Annotated in this window: 12 protein-coding genes; all 12 read left to right on the top strand. The window is 43.3% G+C overall.

Features of this window, described 5'->3' with window-relative positions; genetic code table 11:
* The first annotated feature begins 18 nt into the window (after positions 1-18).
* The 12 genes from G5S32_RS18325 (at position 19) to G5S32_RS18270 (ending at position 15,377) form a co-directional block, all read left to right on the top strand.
* Positions 19-798 (top strand): transporter substrate-binding domain-containing protein, encoded by a 780-nt coding sequence (locus G5S32_RS18325; RefSeq protein ID WP_165313603.1) that lies wholly within the window; start codon positions 19-21, stop codon positions 796-798.
* Between the two features lie 91 nt (positions 799-889).
* Complete coding sequence (locus tag G5S32_RS18320) at positions 890-1,606, top strand: ABC transporter permease (protein ID WP_165313602.1); 717 nt, start codon at positions 890-892, stop codon at positions 1,604-1,606.
* Positions 1,607-1,616: 10 nt separating this feature from the next.
* Positions 1,617-2,354 carry an ABC transporter permease gene (locus tag G5S32_RS18315; RefSeq protein ID WP_165313601.1) on the top strand — a complete coding sequence of 246 codons (738 nt, stop codon included), beginning with the start codon at positions 1,617-1,619 and terminating at the stop codon, positions 2,352-2,354.
* A gap of 77 nt (positions 2,355-2,431) precedes the next feature.
* The gene (gene dgcN, locus G5S32_RS18310; protein WP_165313600.1) at positions 2,432-3,454 is read left to right on the top strand and encodes an N-acetyltransferase DgcN; all 1,023 of its coding nucleotides are present in this window, start codon (positions 2,432-2,434) and stop codon (positions 3,452-3,454) included.
* A complete protein-coding gene (gene dgcA, locus G5S32_RS18305; protein ID WP_165313599.1) occupies positions 3,447-4,430 on the top strand; it encodes an N-acetyl-D-Glu racemase DgcA in 984 nt (327 codons plus the stop codon). Before dgcN ends, dgcA begins: the two co-directional genes overlap by 8 nt.
* Before the next feature lie 295 nt (positions 4,431-4,725).
* The gene (locus G5S32_RS18300; protein ID WP_165313598.1) at positions 4,726-6,726 is read left to right on the top strand and encodes a hypothetical protein; all 2,001 of its coding nucleotides are present in this window, start codon (positions 4,726-4,728) and stop codon (positions 6,724-6,726) included.
* A gap of 477 nt (positions 6,727-7,203) precedes the next feature.
* Positions 7,204-8,217, top strand: a complete 1,014-nt coding sequence (locus tag G5S32_RS18295; RefSeq protein WP_165313597.1) for a GlxA family transcriptional regulator — start codon at positions 7,204-7,206, stop codon at positions 8,215-8,217.
* A 203-nt stretch (positions 8,218-8,420) separates the two neighbouring features.
* Positions 8,421-9,434 carry an arginine N-succinyltransferase gene (locus tag G5S32_RS18290; RefSeq protein ID WP_165313596.1) on the top strand — a complete coding sequence of 338 codons (1,014 nt, stop codon included), beginning with the start codon at positions 8,421-8,423 and terminating at the stop codon, positions 9,432-9,434.
* Positions 9,435-9,476: 42 nt separating this feature from the next.
* Positions 9,477-10,532 carry an arginine N-succinyltransferase gene (astA, locus tag G5S32_RS18285; RefSeq protein WP_165313595.1) on the top strand — a complete coding sequence of 352 codons (1,056 nt, stop codon included), beginning with the start codon at positions 9,477-9,479 and terminating at the stop codon, positions 10,530-10,532.
* A 158-nt stretch (positions 10,533-10,690) separates the two neighbouring features.
* Positions 10,691-12,031: an N-succinylarginine dihydrolase gene (astB, locus tag G5S32_RS18280; RefSeq protein ID WP_165313594.1), complete on the top strand. Its 1,341-nt coding sequence runs from the start codon at positions 10,691-10,693 to the stop codon at positions 12,029-12,031.
* Between the two features lie 17 nt (positions 12,032-12,048).
* Complete coding sequence (gene astE, locus G5S32_RS18275; RefSeq protein WP_165313593.1) at positions 12,049-13,050, top strand: succinylglutamate desuccinylase; 1,002 nt, start codon at positions 12,049-12,051, stop codon at positions 13,048-13,050.
* A 422-nt stretch (positions 13,051-13,472) separates the two neighbouring features.
* Positions 13,473-15,377 carry a putative bifunctional diguanylate cyclase/phosphodiesterase gene (locus tag G5S32_RS18270; protein ID WP_165313592.1) on the top strand — a complete coding sequence of 635 codons (1,905 nt, stop codon included), beginning with the start codon at positions 13,473-13,475 and terminating at the stop codon, positions 15,375-15,377.
* Positions 15,378-15,457: the final 80 nt, after the last annotated feature.

The following is a 15,457-nucleotide window of genomic DNA, read 5'->3' as shown; positions in this document are numbered from 1 at the left end:
TACGAAAAGGACATCACAATGGCAAAAGCAAAACTACTCAGCACTCTGCTTGCTTCAGGTATCGCACTTCTCGCATCTACTGGCGCATCAGCAGAAACACTAAAAATAGGTACTGAAGGCGCATACCCTCCATTCAACTACTACACGCCTGACGGTCAGTTAGCAGGCTTTGATATTGAGATTGGTAAAGCTCTGTGTGCCAATATGAAAATTGATTGTGAATTCGTTGCTCAAGACTGGGATGGCATTATTCCAGCGCTATTGGCTGGCAAATACGATGTGATTCTGGCTTCGATGTTCATCACTGATGAGCGCAAAAAACAGGTTTCGTTCAGCGCACCTTATCAAGCATCAGCAATGACTTTCGTTGTTGATAAAAATTCAGGCATCAAAGATGTTTCCCCTTCCGCACTGAAAGGCATGATCATCGGCGCACAAAGCTCAACCACGCAAGCAGAATACCTTCTTGCACAATACCCAGATTCTGAAATCCGTTTATATCCGACTCAAGATGCGGTCAACCTCGACTTAGCAAGTGGTCGTATTGATGCACAAGCGGGTGACATTATGCCGATGACAGATTGGATTAACTCTGACGACGGCTCTTGCTGTCAAAAAGCAGGCACTTTAATTACTGACCGCGCTTATGTTGGTGACGGTGTGGGCATGGCACTGCGTAAAGAAGATGAAGAGCTTCTAAAGCGTTTAAACCAAGCTCTAGCCAACATCATTGCTGACGGTACTTATAAGAAAATTAACGATGAGTACTTCTCCATCAACCTGTTAACGCTTCAATAAGCACTAACTAAAAGGCGTTGAAATAGCAGTATAAAGGGTGGCGTTGTGCCACCCAGTCAGAGCGAAAAGATAACTCAAAGAGACGCATGTAATGGACTATCTGATGTACCTCAGTTTTGGTGACCAAGGTTGGGGTGATGAATTACTAAAAGGCTTAGCCATCACATTAGGACTTGCCCTGTGTGCTCTACCTGTCGGTATGGTGATTGGCACTGGTGTCGCCGCGCTATCAGTAAGTCATCGCCCTGCTAGCCGTTGGTTTGCTACCACGTATACCACGGTATTACGAGGTCTACCTGAGCTGCTCACGCTGTTCATCATTTACCACGGTGTTGGGTTATTGATAAACAAAACACTGAAATGGCTTGACCCAAACAATGGCTTTTTTGAGTTAAATCCTTTCGGTGCTGGTGTGATTGCTTTAGGTTTGGTGTTTAGCAGCTATGCAGCTGAAGTACTGCGTGGAGCTTGGAAAGCGATCGATAAAGGTCAACGTGAAGCTGGCTATTCTCTTTCGATGAGCCCTTGGCTGATTTTCTGGCATATCGAACGACCTCAGCTATTACGCTTTGCTCTACCAGGATTGGGCAACCTCTGGATTAACTTGCTAAAAGATACCGCACTGGTTTCCGTTATTGCGCTGAACGATCTAATGCGCGCCGCCAACATCGCCGTTGGAGCAACGAAAAAGCCGTTTCTGTTCTATCTGACAATCTGTTTGGTTTATTGGGCAGTGTGCGCATGCTGCGAACGCTTGCTATCAAACATGGAAGCACATTCTAAACGTGGCATCCGCGTAAGCCGTTAAAGGAGGGACAATGCTAGAGTTCATTGAAAAAATAGCACCTATGCTCCTAAGCGGCGCATGGCTGACCATCAAGATCACCGTAATATCTGTTGTTATTGCAGCACTATTGGCATTACCCGCTTCGATATTTCGCATTCAGAAATCAAGACTGTACCGGACACCTGTGCAGGTTTTCATTTCTTTCTTTCGTGGTACTCCACTGATTGCTCAGCTGTTTTTGGTTTACTACGGTTCTGGTCAATTCCGTCCGTTTTTGATGGAAATGGGATTGTGGCAATTTTTTAGAGACCCGATGAACTGCGCTTTGCTCACTTTCACGCTCAACTCACTGGCGTATCAAACTGAAATTATGCGTGGTGCAATTCAATCCGTTGATGCTGGTGAAATTGAAGCTGCAAAATCAATGGGCATGAAAAATAGCCTGCTGTATCGACATATTGTTTTACCCCTCGCCTACCGAATTTCGTTCCCTGCTCTGGGTAACGAATGCATTTTAATGCTCAAAGGTGGCGCGGTCGCCAGTGTTATTACCGTGATGGATTTGATGGGACAAACTCGTCGAGCGTTCTCACAATCTTTCGATATCACAACGTATTTTTACGCCGCTGCGATGTATTTGGTGATAACCACCAGCTTTGTTATCGCTTGGCGTTTTGCTGAACGTTATCTCTACCGACACCAAGTTCAGCGCTCACCAAATAAACCGTCGGTTCAAATAAACAATCGCTCCAAAACGGCAACAACTTAATTTTTAAATCAACTAACAATTATCTACAGGGGCTGACGCTCTTGGGGATTCGCTTTACCTGAACAAGGACTTAAACGATGAATACAATTGAATTGAAAACACCTTATTTAGTATTTCTTGGTGACGCAAATGATCTCCTTATGGCTAAAGTAGCAAAAGGTGTTGCCCACTGGCGTCCAGAAAAGTGTCTTGCTCAATATCGTCTTGCTGGCGCAAAAGCCGACCTAGGTCTGCCTGAGATGAATCCTCGCGAAGCCGCTGCATGTGGTGCGAAAACCTTTATTCTTGGCTTAGCGCCTGTAGGCGGTACGCTGCCTTCTGAGTGGATTGATCTTTTAATCGATGCCATGGAAGCGGGTTTGGATATCGCAAGCGGTCTGCATATGCGTCTTAATGACATCCCACGTTTGGTAGAAGCCGCTGAACGTACGGGTCAACAATTGCTGGATGTGCGTGTTCCACAAGGCCAAATGGTATGTGGCACCGGCCTACCTCGCACTGGTAAACGACTACTCAGCGTGGGTACTGACTGCTGTGTAGGCAAAATGTTTACTACCCTTGCTATTCATCGTGAAATGCAAAAACGTGGCATCCCTGCAACGTTTCGTGCAACAGGTCAAACAGGCATTCTGATTGAAGGAAACGGCGTACCGGTTGATGCGGTCGTGTCGGACTTCATCTCCGGTATGGTTGAAACTCTAACGCCAGATAACGCGCCAGAGCACTGGGATATCATCGAGGGTCAAGGCTCTCTACTTCACCCTGCTTATGCTGGCGTAACCTTAGGTCTGCTTCACGGCGCACAGGCTGATGTCATCATCGTTTGTCACGAAGCTGGTCGTGTTCAAATGGATGAAATGCCTGGTTTTACTGTTCCAGATCTACAAACCATCATCGACATCAACCTTACTATGGGGCGCGTAACTAACCCGAATATTCGCTTAGGCGGCATTGCGCTTAACACAGTTAATCTAAGCCAAGAAGAAGCACTGGCAGAAATTGCTCGTGTAGAGAAACAGTTCGGCGTGCCTGTTGTCGATCCAGTTCGTACTGGTGTGGCTTCAATTGTCGATCAGCTTGAAGAGGTTTGTTATGCGTAAGATGTCGATTAGGGTTGAACAGTGGCCACTGCACGAACCTTTCGTCATCTCTCGCATGGCTCCGATGCTGCACGGCGAAGTTGTCGTTGTAGAAGTCGAACAGTCTGATTGTATCGGCCGTGGTGAATGTGAACGTATGGATGTATTCGAACCCGAATATCCAGACGTTCTCGCTATGGTTGAGGCATTCCAAACCGAAGTGGAATCTGGCATAAGCCGAGATACGCTGCGTGAAATTATGCCTGCAGGAGCTGCGAGAAACGCAATTGACTGCGCACTGTTTGAGCTAGAAGCCAAACTGAACAAGCAAACAGCGTGGCAAATGGCAGGTTTTGCACAAGCACCAAAACAAGTCACAACGGTGTTTACTCTGTCTCTCGATACACCTGAAAAAATGGCGAGAGCGGCAGCGCTGCAAAAAGATCGTCCAATTCTCAAACTCAAGCTGGGTCGAGAAGGTGACTTAGAACGTGTTAAAGCTGTTCGTGAAGCTGCTCCAAATGTGCGTTTGGTGATTGATGCAAACACAGGGTGGAGCTTTGAACAGCTAAAAGCCTACTTACCAGAGCTTGCTAAACTGGGCGTAGAGATGGTGGAACAACCATTGAACGATCAGGAAGAACATCTGTTGGAAACAATAACGCCAGAGTTACCGATTACCGCTGATGAATCTTGTATCGATCGTTCGTCACTCGCGAAGTTGAAAGGTCGCTATCAGGCCGTCAATATTAAGTTGGATAAAACTGGTGGAATGACAGAAGCCTTAGCTCTGCTTGAAGAAGCACAAGAGATGGGGTTTGAAATCATGGTCGGCTGTATGATCGGCACGTCATTGGCGATGGCTCCAGCCCTACTTTTGGCTCAACAAGCGCGCTGGGTAGACATTGACGGCCCTCTACTGTTATCGAAAGACCGTTCACCTGCACTTAATTATCATCAAAGTCAGGTTGACCCTAATCCAGCAGTGTGGGGATAAAACTCTCCCTTATTCTCCTCAACGCTCACCTACACGTGGGCGTTTTTGTTTTTAGCTCACCTTCGGAAATTTCTCATGAGTCAATCACAAATCCGATAATCTTTTGTGGAAAATAAAAAACCAAATCTAGAACAAATTGCATATGCCAATATCATTTAGTTTACAAATGGATGTAATTACAAAAATATCAGTAAACATTGATGATTACATCAATCTATTTCGTTCACGAAAATACTCCAAACCTTCTGCTATGTTACTCAGAATTAAAGATAAAAAGATAAGAAGGATGGAACCTATGAAGTTGAAAAATCTCGTTTTATCAATGGCTCTTGGTAGTCTTGCGATAGCTGGCTGTAATGGATCGAGCTCCAGTTCGGACTCATCTACAGGACAGGTGACAGTGTCTGGTACTGCAACGGCGCCGAGCGGAAGTGTTGCCTTACTAAGACATTACACCGCATTTGACCAATTACTCAACAGTATTATAAGTCCTGTTTATGCGTCAATGACAGGGTTGGATGTCGTAGAAAATGCGTTAGTTGAGTTAATTGAAATTGATGATGAAGGAAACCAAGTTGGTGACGTGATTGCCTCTACCTATACTTCGACAACAGGTAACTACAAAATCACCGTTCCCGACACTTATCAACTCAACGGCTCTCTGGTACTTAGGATCTCTGGAAGCAATAATCTCGAACTAAGAGCACAAGCTGTTGATAGCGAAGTTAATATTAACCCTATATCTGAATACGTACTGCAAAAGTACATTTCCTTAGATGTCGATCTTTCTGCGCTAACCCTTAGCTCTGTTGTCGAGCTATATGGAAAACTCGATGAATATGATCTGAGCAGCAGTACCGATTTAGCCACCACCTTAAGTGCTCTTGCTGAAGAGGTTGGAGAATTCGTTGAAAGTAGTATTGAAACATCATCATCATCTGACCTAGATGCCAATGAGCTTGATGGTAATTACCGTATCCTAGGGTATGAAAGCAAGTTAGTTGACAACAATACTTTAGATACTGGAATCGCCGATAATGGCATAGGCTTTAAAGCAAGACGCAGAAGCGTCAGCATTGATGGAGATAGCAATGGAAGCATTACAGCAACATACAACTCTGGCATAGCCGCCTATCGCCGTGTTTTAAATGGTGTCGATGGTGGCAGTACTTCTATGTCTGACACAAAAACAAATACCTACCCCACATCTAGCACAGACACAGGAACATATCTCGAAGGAAACGTCTTACTCTTCACATCCGATTTCGAAGAAATCATCAGTACTGATGATAACGAAGGTGAACGAGTATACCCTCAAATACAAAGATTCCAGAAAGTCAATGACAGTAACATTGCTATTAACCTATATAAAGACGCATCGGCTTTCTATGGATTAGAGGGTTCAGCAATTAATGACGATGATTTAATCGCTCATCAGGTCTATCGTGGACTACGTGTTATGGCACAAGTTCCAACGAGTATGTCTCAGTCCGATTTAACAGGAGATTTTGGCCGAGTCTATATTGAAGCGTTTGGTGATGAAAATGCGAACGTCAGCTACCTTACCGCAAATAACATTTTATCATTTGATGGCTCGTCAACCTTCAGTCATGATCAAACCACTTGGCAAGAAATTACCCGAGATTCATCTGGCACTAACAATTATGAGTCAGGAAACGATGATGCAGCTTCAGGGATTAGCATAACAGTAGATACTGATGGAAACATCTCACAACTTGGCGGTGACAACTACGAAGATGGCAATATGAACGGTTTTGTAAACGCCGATTACAACTTCCTTGCCGTTTCACAATTTGATACTGATTTAGAATCAGGTATTGATGTCGAAATAGGGACAACGCTTGCAGTCAAACTGCCGACTTCGACCCCATTAGTTCAAGGCAAGACTTACCGCATAATGACATTTGGTAGCAAGTTGGATGGAAGAGAAGTCCATTTGTTAACCAATACGTTCAACGGTAAGGCTACGTTTGTCACAGAAAGCACAGGGACCGTAACTTCAGCAGAGAACAACTTATATTTGGCGAAACTTGGTTCAGAAGATGTGACGGTAGAAGTGGACGACGAGGTTACGAGCTCTTTTACAGCGGTCATAACAAGTAATGGTGCAGCAATCCTAACATCCACTGGCACAGATGGAGATGAAACAAGTACCAGTACGTTAACTGGATACTTTAATGAAACGGCCAGTATGGGTATTTTTACCACAACTTATCAAGTGGGCAGCAATAATCCGAAAGAAATCGGCTTAGCTGTTCTAATTCAAATAGACTAACATCGTCTCAAAGCTGAATAAGCCTACAATATTGTAGGCTTATTAAATTTAAATATAAATTCACTATGAGTATCTTTTTATCCACACCACAGCCAATCGTGACTTACCTAATACTAAAATTAAATAAACGTGAAACAGAATAAAAATATAATACTTATTTTTCAAAATCTTAAATGAGATAATTATTACTTCATTGTCGACATTCTGTTTCATTTGTTGGTTTTAGATTATGCCTTCAATACACTTTTGCGGTAAAATTACTCAACAAACAAAAAGGTCAATAGTGTAGTTTAATTAAATCACTCAGGGTTGTTGAATATATTTTCATAATAAAAACATCTTTGTGATTATTTATTCGTAAACTTGTAATTTATTCATTGCCATTATCAGCACTTATTGACCTAAATTTCGAATGTAAGCTACTTCTTCTAAGGAAAGATTGGGTAGTTGCCTTTAGCTGGATGCTCTGACATAAGTATGCCTAACATTTCTTCACAGCACAGAATCGGGATTTACATCCCTAATCATTGTTCTTTGCTAACGCTAGGAGCGATCACTGAGCCTTTTGCTCGAGTGAATCAAATGCTGGGCGAAGAAAAATTTCAACTTATTTATGTAGGTGAAAAAGCAGGGATCAGCATCCCTGTTAACTACTCAGCTCCATCTATTTCATTACCAACGCTCTCATTACCATCGCTTTCATTAAAAACACAGGCAGCACTTAAAGACATCAACGATTACGATGCTCTTATCATCGCTGCCGAGCAGTTACCTCAAGCTTCGCTACCATCATCCACTATTCAAGCGCTACAAAACTACTATCAACAAGACCATTCGTTCGTCATTAGTCTACAAGCTGGTTGGTTCTGGTTATTGGAAAGTGGCATTGGATGTGATGATTCATGGGCAATTCACTGGTGCTGGGAAGATGAAGTGAAAGCCAAATATCCGCAGTTGAATGTTCAATATGAACGCTTTCGCCATTGCGAAAAATTGGCCAGCTGCGCAGGGTATTCGGACTGTTTAGACTTTCTCTTGGCTTATTTAGCCAAACATGAAAGTGACGTGGCAGCACGCACCATCGCGGATGAGTTGTATATTGAGAGAGACAAACAACAAAACGAACAGGAAAATGATACGATCATACACGGTGAACTACCGCCAAGGTTGGGAAAAGCCATCTCACTGATGGAGAGCAATCTCGAAGAACCTTTATCTGCGGATATGATCGCAGATCTTGTTCACGTATCAAGACGTCAATTAGAGCGTCTTTTCAGACGCTATCTCGATACCATGCCCGCTCGTTACTACCAGCAAATGAGATTAAGAAAAGCGCGAGAGCTGTTACAAACCACCAATTTATCAGTGGTACAGATTGGGTTGAGCTGTGGTTTCTCTAGTGGACCCCATTTTTCTTCTGCCTATAAATCGTTCTTTGAAATTACGCCAAGGGAAGAGCGTTCAAAGCGTTTATATGCAGATCGTACTTAATGTAAAAAGCGACCAGTCATTGTTAATAGATGGTGAAAATCTATAAAAACTGGTCGTTTTTACGAACGTAATGTCGTAACTCGTCACGTATTCTAAAATCAATGGAATGATAAAGAGGCAATCAAGATGATGCTTTTACCAAACGGACTTGAACCCATATCTAAGAGAATCAATACAGTCGCGACTCTCAAAGGTGCGCAATCATGATTGTATTACGTCCTGCAAAACTCACAGACATTGGTAACATTGAACGACTTGCGGTAGATAGTGGGCCAATGGTGTGCACATTACCGGCTAAACGCGATCACCTGTTGCAAAAGATTGAACAGTCAATTTACTCATTCGAGCAGGACGTGTTCTGCCCGGGGGAAGAGTCTTACTTCTTTGTGTTGGAAGATACGAGTACCGGGCATTTGTTGGGCACAGGAGCCGTCAACGCTTTAGCAGGATATCGTCAAGCGTTCTATTCGTTCCGCAATGACATCATTATCCACTCCTCGCGAGAGTTAAATGTTCACAGTCGCATTCATGCACTCACGCTGAACCACGATTTAAGTGACCACTCTCAACTGTGCTCTTTTTACATTGATCCTTCGCAGCGCAGCACCTTATCTCCAGCACTAATTACGCTAGGACGTCTGATGTTCATGAACGCGTTTTCTAACCGATTCGCGAATGAATGGATGGCTGTGCTCCCAGGTATTGCAGACGCCAATGGCCGAGCTCCTTTTTGGGAACACGTCGGCCGCAAGTTTTTCGGCATGGATTACAACCAAGTCGAATATTACAACGGTACGCGCGACAAAGCGTTTGTCGCAGAACTGATGCCACATTATCCGCTTTATGTACCTCTGATTGATGAAGAGGCGCAAGCGGTAATGGGTCAAGTTCATCAAGATGCCGAACTTCAATATCAGCTCTTAAATGACCAAGGTTTTGAGCCAGATAAGTATGTGGAAATCTTCGATTCTGGCCCAATTTTGACAGCTCCGCACAATGCGTTGCCTATCTGTCTAAATATGAAAACCGGGTCAGTGGTCGGTGAACCTCTTCACGCTGACACTAAGCAATATTTGGTTGGTTACCAAGGTGCCAAAGGCTTCTGCGCGTTTATCGCCACTGGTCACCTCACAGAGGATCAACTGATCATTACTAAAGAATTGATGGAAGAAGTGGGATTAAGTGCGCACCAGAAGGTGTGGATCTTAGCCCTGTAGTCACTTCTCTCTTTTCAGGAAAAATAACAAGGAATTTAAACTATGATGGTAATTCGCCCAGTAACTAGGGATGACAAGCAAGCTCTATTGAAACTAGCGACTAAAACCGGTGTCGGTTTTACGTCTCTACCAAACAATGAAGCGCGATTGGCAGCACGTATTGAGCGTATGATCGACACATGGGAAGGCAAAGCCCCTATTCACGATCAAGGCTATCTATTCGTATTAGAAGATTCGGAAAGCAAAGAAGTTGTTGGTATCAGTGGCGTTGAAGTTGCGATTGGTCTAACAGAACCTTGGTATGATTTCCGAGTTGGCACTTTGGTACATGCGTCAAAGGAGCTTAACGTGTATACCCAAATGCCAACGCTTTTCCTAAGCAATGACCATACAGGCTACAGCGAACTATGCACGCTGTTCTTAGACCCTGATTACCGCAAAAACAAAAATGGTCACTTGCTGTCGAAAAGTCGCATGCTATTTATGTCTACCTTTGAAGACAAATTTGCAGACAAATTGATCGCTGAGATGCGCGGTGTGTCTGATGAAAATGGTAACTCACCATTCTGGGAAAGCTTGGGTCGTCACTTCTTCTCCATCGATTTCAGTGAAGCAGACTACTTAACAGGTATTGGTCAAAAAGCCTTTATCGCAGAGCTAATGCCTAAGCACCCGATGTATGTAGATTTCCTGACTGAAGAAGCGAAAGCAGTCATTGCAGAAGTGCACGAAAACACTCTTCCAGCACGTAAGATCTTAGAAAGTGAAGGTATGCGTTACGAAGGCTACATCGATATTTTCGATGCGGGTCCAACTCTGGAAGCGTACACCAAAGATTTACGTATCGTTCGTGAGAGCGAAACTCGTAAAGTTCTGATTTCAGAAACTTATCGCGAGACTCACTCTACGCTGCTGGTCGGAAACCTAGATTACCGCAACTACCGCGCAATCATTGGTCGCCAGCCTTGTACGGCAACAGAAATCACTCTGTCTCCAGCACAAGCTGAAATCTTGAATGTGGCGAATGGTGACTTGATTCGAGTTGCACCTCTATTTGCAAAAGAAGAGCATCGCCAAGAGCTTTCTCAAACCGAGTAATTGAATATTCATGGCAGAAATACCCTCTCGGCTCACCATCAGACTAATGCAAATACTGATATTGAGTTGTAAGGGTAAACAAACAATAACAACGTACCCTGCCCAACTATTTACCTCGCCTACTCTGCCAAAGAGTAGGCTGATAGGAGTCTAAAATTATGTCAGCTTATGAAGTTAACTTTGACGGTCTTGTAGGTTTAACGCACAACTACGCAGGCCTTTCGTTTGGTAACGTTGCGTCTACTTCAAACAAAAATGCGGTCGCAAACCCGAAACTGGCTGCTCTTCAAGGTTTAGCAAAGATGAAAAACCTTGCAGATTCAGGTTTCAAACAAGGTGTGCTTCCTCCACAAGAGCGTCCATGCGTTCATACGCTACGCACTTTGGGTTTCACTGGCACTGATGCAGAAGTTATCGCTCAAGCGGCAAAAAAAGCACCTCAACTGCTTGCGAACGTCAGTTCAGCATCGTCAATGTGGGTTGCAAATGCGGCAACCGTATCTCCTTCAGCGGACACTGCGGATGGTAAAGTTCATTTCACTGTCGCGAATCTCAACAACAAGTTCCACCGTTCAATTGAAGAGCAAACTACCAGCAACGCGCTAAAAGCCATTTTTGCAGATAACAAGCACTTTGCTCATCACGCAGCACTGCCTCAACAAATGTTATTCGGTGACGAAGGTGCAGCTAACCACAACCGTCTGTGCCGTAGCTACGGTGACAAAGGTGTTGAAGTGTTTGTATATGGTCGCCAAGCCTTTGGTGGTCAGGTTGAGCCTAAAGTATTCCCTGCTCGTCAAACGCGTGAAGCCAGCGAAGCTGTAGCGCGTCTGCACCAGTTAGACGAGTCTCAAACCGTTTTCTTACAACAAAACCCTGATGTGATTGACCAAGGCGTATTCCACAACGACGTTATCGCAGTGAGCAACGGCCCAGTTCTGTTCCATCACCAAGAAGCATTCATCAATCAAGCACCTGTGTTTGATGAAATTCGCCGCAAGCTAGGTCAATTTGACTGTGAGTTTACCCCAATTCAAGTACCAACAAACAAAGTGTCGGTACAAGATGCAGTAGGTACTTACCTGTTCAACAGCCAGCTTCTAACTAAAGCTGACGGCAGCATGGTAATTGTGGTTCCTGAAGAATCACGTAAGAACGAACGTGTTTGGACATACCTCACTGAGCTAACGCAAAGTGGCGGTCCGATTAACGAAGTGAAAGTATTCGACCTACGCGAAAGTATGTGTAATGGTGGTGGCCCAGCTTGTCTGCGTCTACGTGTTGTTCTTACCGAACAAGAGCTTAACGCAGCGAATCCAAATGCACTGATGAACGATGCTCTGTATGGTTCTTTAACTCAGTGGGTGAACAAGCACTACCGTGATCGTCTGACGGAAGCTGATTTGGCAGACCCACAGTTACTGATTGAAAACCGCACTGCGTTGGATGAGCTGACTCAAATCATGAACCTAGGTTCAATCTACCCATTCCAACGCTAAGCAAGGATTTATTGGAAATGGACTTTTTAAAACAGACACTTTCGGTGGAAACCTTTTCCCCGTCATCAGGTGAAACTGCGACTTTGCGTTGGACTTGTCCAGCGCAAGGTATTATCGCTTTCGAGCCTTTAGCGTTCTTAGATAGCTCACAATCGAAAAGTGTGGTTATCTCTGCAGGCATTCACGGTAACGAAACCGCACCTATCGAGATCGTTTCTGAGTTGGTTCAAGATTTTCTGGCAGATAAACGTTCTTTGAATGTTCGCTTGCTAGTCATTCTTGGCAACCTCGAAGCGATGCGCACAGGTGACCGCTACCTCGAAGTAGACATGAACCGTCTATTCAGCGGTAAACATGCCAATTACCAAGCTTGTGAAGAAACAAGACGTGCGCAGTTTATTGAACAGCAAGTTATTGAGTTCTTTGAACAGCAACCGAGTTCTCAGCGTGTTCACTTCGACCTACATACCGCAAGAAAACCGTCATTCCATGTACGATTCGGACTACTTCCTTATGTAGAGTCAGGCAAATATCAACCAGAAATGATCGATTGGCTGCGCTGTGTCGGCTTAGAAGCACTGGTGATAAACCATGCTCCAGCAGCAACGTTCAGCTATTTCAGCAGCCAGACTTGCGGTGCCCAAAGCTGCACTTTAGAGCTGGGTAAAGCATTGCCATTTGGTGAAAACGATCTTTCTCAGTTTGTTGGCATCAAAGAAGGCTTGATTTCCCTTACCACAGGTACTGCTTGTCCTGACAATAGCGCAGCGGAAATGCCCGTATACAAAGTCAGCCAAGAGTTAACCAAACTCACTGAAGCGTTTGAACTGAACTTTGCGGAAAGCGTTCAAAACTTTACAGCCTTTGATAAAGGAAGCTTACTCGCAACTGACGGTGAAAAAGAATACCGCGTCAAACAAGATCAGGAATGGCTGATTTTTCCAAACAGCAGCGTTCGCCCGGGTCTACGAGCAGGTCTGATGTTAACTCAAACAGCACTCAACGACTGGGTAGCCTAACCTAATAAGCTATACCACTTTCAATTAAGCGCAATTTGTTCGTTCTGAATAGATTGCGCCTTTTATATTGCTCATCATTTAGCCTATTACATTCACTTGGTTGTATACTTTTCAGCGATATAGATACTCCAATAGCAATTATTACAAGCCTTAACCTAAGATTTACAACCTTATATTTCCTGTTAGAAGTTTCATTTGCCCAAATATTATCCAGATTAATCTCTGTTTATTCGTCTTTGTAAGATAAATATAGCGAATACAATATTGTCATTACGTAACAGAGTGTTACATTACATATGTTATATGAATGAGTCATATTACCTATAGCACTGAATGCATTAGCTTTTACTTATAAAAATAAGCGTGCTTACTTGAGTTGCTGTGTTGCAAATCTTATAACTTAATTTCAGAGAATATTATCGATGTACAAGTATCAGCGGTTGTTGATTTTATCTACAAATCTTCCTGTGTTACTGGCAATAAATATAGTGATTGCGTGTACTTTAGTAATTAGTGATATGTATGGACCTGCTTCAAAACAGGCAAAATTAACTTGGTTGGCTATTCTGGCTGCTGTGACTGCATATCGATACTTTGTTCATTTATATTTTTCAAATAACAACAAACATAAGCTGGACTTGCATTTAGTTGGAGTCGTGATTGCTGGCGCTGTATGGGCTTTTTACCCATATTTGTTCCATCAGAGCATGTCGACCAAAGAGATTATGCTAACGTTGATTATTTTCTGTGGTATGTCAGGCGGTAGTGTAACCTTGCTTTCTTGCGATCTTCGCTCCGCCATCGCGTATGTTTCTCTGACCGTTTTCCCCTACAGCCTCGTTCTCATTACATCTGGAGACTCTAGCTTAGAAAGCCTTGGGTTTATGGGAATAGTCTATGGTGCTGCCCTATGTATTACTGCCGTTAAAAGTGCTCGGATCATTTTTTCACTTATCGATAATCAGGCGAAAGTAGAAGCGATTGCATCAGATTTGGAAGTCGATGCTTATACCAAAGATCAAAAGATATCCATGCTAGAACAGCGCGACATGTTGACCGGTTTACTTAATCGAAAGAGCTTCATATCCGCAGTTACGTTGATGAAAGCTAAGAAAAACAAGCAATGCTCCCTAAATGGCTTTGTGCATATAGATATCGAAAAACTGCACAACATTAATCAGAACTACGGGCACCAATACGGCGATCACGTGATTACAAAGGTCGGTGAGGTACTCAAGAACATTGATAAGTTCTATGGCACATGTTCGGCTCGTTACGGTAACGATGAGTTCATCATGCTTATCAATGTAGGCTCAGAGGAGGAAATCCTTGAGTTTATCGGTACCATAAAAGACCAATTAGCAGTTTACTTTCAACTCGATAATATCCGTGTGAAGCCCGATTATTACATTGGTTACTACCTTGGCGATGATAGTATCTCGACCAGTCAAGCAATGAGAAACGCCTATCTAGCCGTAACTCAAGGAAAGAAGAGCAATATTCGAGTTTGCTGTTTCGATAAAAAGATCCAAGAAGGACAGCAAAGAAATCAGTATCTGCGCTATCACCTTAAAGCAGCCATCGATGCAGAAAACTTTTTCATGAATTTCCAACCCATCGTACGTTGCAGCACTCAAGAAGTACATTCGTTCGAAGCTTTGGTTCGCTGGGAATTAGAAGGTCAACGAGTCTCTCCCGACGAATTTATATCGGTAGCTGAAGAGCATGGATTGATCATCGAATTAGGTCAGTTGATCTTGACAATGTCTATCGAGGCTCTTGCTGAAATAAACAAAACCTATCCTAAAGTTTCTATCTCGATTAACGTTTCTGTAATCCAGTTAGAAGATGATGATTTCATCCGCTATCTACAATTCCTGATAAATCGATACTCGATCAATCCAGCGAATGTTCATTTGGAGATAACGGAAACGGCGATGATTTCAAATATCGAAAAACTAACTCATCGTATCATTCAGGCCAAAGATGCAGGTGTGATGATTTCCGTTGATGACTTTGGTACAGGCTTTTCGTCCATCGCAGTGCTTCGAAATCTACAGATTGATTACATTAAAATTGATAAATCTTACATTGATGATATTTGCTCTTGCGAGAAAGACGAAAGCATTGTTTCTGCCGTCACCAAAATGGCTCACACCATCGGCACCAGAGTGATTGCAGAGGGTGTAGAAACTAATGATCAACTCGCATTACTTGGACAAAGCGAAATCGACTTTTATCAGGGCTATTTGTTTAGTAAACCAGTTTCATTTATAGAAGCAATTCATTTATTAGAACGCCACAAAAAGCAGCAAAAATTGGCTTAGAGTTGTTTCAGATACGAAATTGAAACACTATTCGTGATGAATTTTATCACTATCGGTTAGCGAGATAGGTAGGAGCTAGT

It is taken from the genome of Vibrio ziniensis, assembly GCF_011064285.1.
Classification (GTDB): Bacteria; Pseudomonadota; Gammaproteobacteria; order Enterobacterales; family Vibrionaceae; genus Vibrio; species Vibrio ziniensis.
The sequence above is the reverse complement of the archived record's forward strand: the minus strand, read 5'-3'. Positions and strand labels throughout refer to the sequence as shown.

Coding starts and splice junctions, on each gene's coding strand:
- astA (WP_165313595.1), top strand. CDS start 9,477: ATGATGGTAATTCGCCCAGTAACTAGGGATGACAAGCAAGCTCTATTG.
- G5S32_RS18295 (WP_165313597.1), top strand. CDS start 7,204: ATGCCTAACATTTCTTCACAGCACAGAATCGGGATTTACATCCCTAAT.
- dgcN (WP_165313600.1), top strand. CDS start 2,432: ATGAATACAATTGAATTGAAAACACCTTATTTAGTATTTCTTGGTGAC.
- dgcA (WP_165313599.1), top strand. CDS start 3,447: ATGCGTAAGATGTCGATTAGGGTTGAACAGTGGCCACTGCACGAACCT.
- G5S32_RS18315 (WP_165313601.1), top strand. CDS start 1,617: ATGCTAGAGTTCATTGAAAAAATAGCACCTATGCTCCTAAGCGGCGCA.
- G5S32_RS18300 (WP_165313598.1), top strand. CDS start 4,726: ATGAAGTTGAAAAATCTCGTTTTATCAATGGCTCTTGGTAGTCTTGCG.
- astE (WP_165313593.1), top strand. CDS start 12,049: ATGGACTTTTTAAAACAGACACTTTCGGTGGAAACCTTTTCCCCGTCA.
- G5S32_RS18270 (WP_165313592.1), top strand. CDS start 13,473: ATGTACAAGTATCAGCGGTTGTTGATTTTATCTACAAATCTTCCTGTG.
- G5S32_RS18290 (WP_165313596.1), top strand. CDS start 8,421: ATGATTGTATTACGTCCTGCAAAACTCACAGACATTGGTAACATTGAA.
- G5S32_RS18320 (WP_165313602.1), top strand. CDS start 890: ATGGACTATCTGATGTACCTCAGTTTTGGTGACCAAGGTTGGGGTGAT.
- G5S32_RS18325 (WP_165313603.1), top strand. CDS start 19: ATGGCAAAAGCAAAACTACTCAGCACTCTGCTTGCTTCAGGTATCGCA.
- astB (WP_165313594.1), top strand. CDS start 10,691: ATGTCAGCTTATGAAGTTAACTTTGACGGTCTTGTAGGTTTAACGCAC.